The following is a 2,689-nucleotide window of genomic DNA, read 5'->3' as shown; positions in this document are numbered from 1 at the left end:
TTCCAGATTGGTGATAACGGAAGGTTATTTAGCATGAATAAAATTAAGTATATCATAATTAATTTGAGTTTTTTAGAGAAATATATTGACAACTATTAGCTGGTTAGTTAAACAAGAAAAAAGAACCGTCTATGCAGCTCAACAATCTCTTCAAGTAAAGCACACTATAGTTGAAGAACGAACATCAACAACAATACGACCAGAAATAATTTATATTGACTTAATCAATAACTTTTTCATAACCCAATACTTTTCCTTCCACCTGATCGAATGGAATTAAACCTAACTCTATACTGTCTCTTCCCCTCCACCATGTATCGACCAGGACAAAGACCGTATTCTCCTCTACAAAAACAGGGTCTATTGAGGTATTAAAAAAATCTTCCATCGAGGTTTCATTAATATTGCTTTTATCTACCTCCTTCAAATACTCCTCTCTTGTAAGTCCCATACTCGTCGCAACACCGTAAAAGGTATTCAACTTTTTATTATCAATATAAACCTGCCCGTCTCTTATCATAACCGTTTCCCCAGGCAGGCCGATAACTCTGCCAATCAGTTCTTGTTCGTTGATCTTATAAAATAGTATGTCTCCTCGCTTAATTGGTTGAATTTTTTCGGAAACAACCAGATTGCCATGAACATTAGACTGTAAATCATGGTTACCTCTGTCCATTGAATCAGAATGCCACTCCATCGTAAACATGTCATCTACCAACTCGACCTTAGGTAAAGTTTCAGGTGTTTGGGAATCAATAATCTCCCCTTGTGATAACTTATGGTCGTTAAATGGATTGAACATTAGCATAAAGGCTAAACCAATAACAAAGATAGTTAGGAGACTACCTAATAATTTGGGAAATATAAACCTCTTATGTTTTATTTTTGTATTTACAATTGCCTGCTTCATGTTATCTTTTGACTGTCTGCTTAATGATACTGCCTCATTTAGTTTTTTAAAGTCACGATCTTGAAGATTCTTCAATTTCCATCCCTCCCTTTTCACCCAAAATCAGCTTGAGTTTTTCTAATGCTCTGGCAGTAGTCATTTTTACTTTGCTCTCACTCCATCTAAGGATTGCAGCCGTATCCTTAACAGATAATTGTTGAATTTTACGCAGTATAATTACTTGTTGATAGCTCAATTTCAAAGTTGAAATGGCTCGGTAAAGCTCTTCTAAATCACTTTTTTCCAAGAAAGATTCTTCAGCACTTTTTACATGGATGGGTGAATCAAACAGTGTAGGAATTGGATGCTTTTTTCTGAAGTAATTCATGGTAGTGGTATAAGCAATACGATACAACCAGGTTTTCAGTTCAGAGTTTCCTTTGTATTGATGTGATTTGATATGTGCTTTAATGAACGTCTCCTGTGTTAAATCCTCAGCAATTTGATGATCCTTCACCATAAAGAAAATGTATTTATAAATGAGTTCTACATATTTTTCAAACCAGGTCTCAATCACATTCAAATACCTCCTTTTAACCATTAGACACATACAGATCAATATTGGTCACATCATTCAACTATTTAATTTTCAACATTTGTATATAAGAATACGGATAAAAGAAAAAACCATCAATTGATGGCTTCCCACAATAGTTATTTTTTAATTTGTCTACTTTAAGGGGAGCATATCACTTCAAGGAACGCACCCAATACTTATACATGTCGTCTACTCCATTCTAATAGGCCAGGATAAAACTCTCTAATAAAATTTGGTATATCCTTTTCTTGAATGTTCGCTATTTCTTCAAATGTTAGCCCTCTTTCTAAAAGGTGTTCGACAACTTCCCAGCCAACGTAATAGGCTTCTCTTTCAGTATTAGTCGTTCCCGTTCCAAAGGTGAACTTAGTGACTGTTTCTGAAGAGGAGTCATCTAAATAAGAATAAATTCCTTTAAGTATATTTATTCGATTTTGTTTACAGGATTCAAACCATCCATTTTTATGCTCGATATAATCCTCATCTGGGTTCCCTGGAACCAAAAACTTGCTAACTTGAGTCGCCAATCCTTCTTGTATAATTGTTGAAGCGATTGTCCTTTCCCAATCAGCTGAGAGATCTGCTGTATTGGAGTGTACAATGTGCGTTAACTCGTGTGCTAACATTATATTAGAGCTCCCATTTTCAATTGGAAGGCAAAGTGCTAAACGATTCTTGTCATAAGGAGCGACAAAAGCATTATTTTCAAAAGCTCCCACGAAATAAATAATAACTAAGTTAATAGTTTCTTCATAACCAAATAATGTTTTAATTTTTTTCAGGTAGTCATAAACCTTTTCCTTTTCAGGTGTCCATTCTTCAATAACTAATAAATTGTCACGGTATTTGTTCCAAGCATTATCCAATAAGTTTCGAGCCATTTGCATACCTTTCTCACCAGGTGGAACTGCTGCAAAGTTGTAATGTTCTTTCCACAAGCTCCATCTAGTTTCCTCATCAACAACAGAACTATTGACCTTTTTATAAAAGGATAAAAATTTTGGAACTAGGTTAATCATCTCAATATTATCCAAGTTTTGTCACCCCTATTTGATCATACATACTAGAAAGATGAATGTAAACATCAGATCTTGTTAAACTAAACTCCCTCATTATAGTAAGTGAAATCTCCCGATTTCTTTCATTTTCTTAGATTTTCATACCAGTTTGATTATAGTAATTTATTATTTTGTGGTTGATGT

At 34.3% G+C, this 2,689-nt stretch carries 3 protein-coding genes; all 3 read right to left on the bottom strand.

Going from position 1 to position 2,689, the window contains the following annotated elements; genetic code table 11:
• Nucleotides 1–220: 220 nt before the first annotated feature.
• The 3 genes from lepB to ACFSBH_RS12395 all read right to left on the bottom strand — a co-directional run bounded on the left by lepB (nucleotide 221) and on the right by ACFSBH_RS12395 (nucleotide 2,521).
• Nucleotides 221–985, bottom strand: coding sequence for a signal peptidase I (gene lepB / locus ACFSBH_RS12405; protein WP_251517953.1), 765 nt, complete (start codon nucleotides 983–985; stop codon nucleotides 221–223).
• Nucleotides 963–1,466: an RNA polymerase sigma factor gene (locus ACFSBH_RS12400; RefSeq protein ID WP_251517956.1), complete on the bottom strand. Its 504-nt coding sequence runs from the start codon at nucleotides 1,464–1,466 to the stop codon at nucleotides 963–965. Before ACFSBH_RS12400 ends, lepB begins: the two co-directional genes overlap by 23 nt.
• A gap of 197 nt (nucleotides 1,467–1,663) precedes the next feature.
• Nucleotides 1,664–2,521, bottom strand: coding sequence for a DUF2268 domain-containing putative Zn-dependent protease (locus ACFSBH_RS12395; protein WP_251517959.1), 858 nt, complete (start codon nucleotides 2,519–2,521; stop codon nucleotides 1,664–1,666).
• Between the last annotated feature and the right edge of the window lie 168 nt (nucleotides 2,522–2,689).

The organism is Oceanobacillus luteolus (genome assembly GCF_042678205.1).
Lineage (GTDB): Bacteria > Bacillota > Bacilli > Bacillales > Amphibacillaceae > Oceanobacillus > Oceanobacillus luteolus.
The sequence above is the reverse complement of the archived record's forward strand: the minus strand, read 5'-3'. Positions and strand labels throughout refer to the sequence as shown.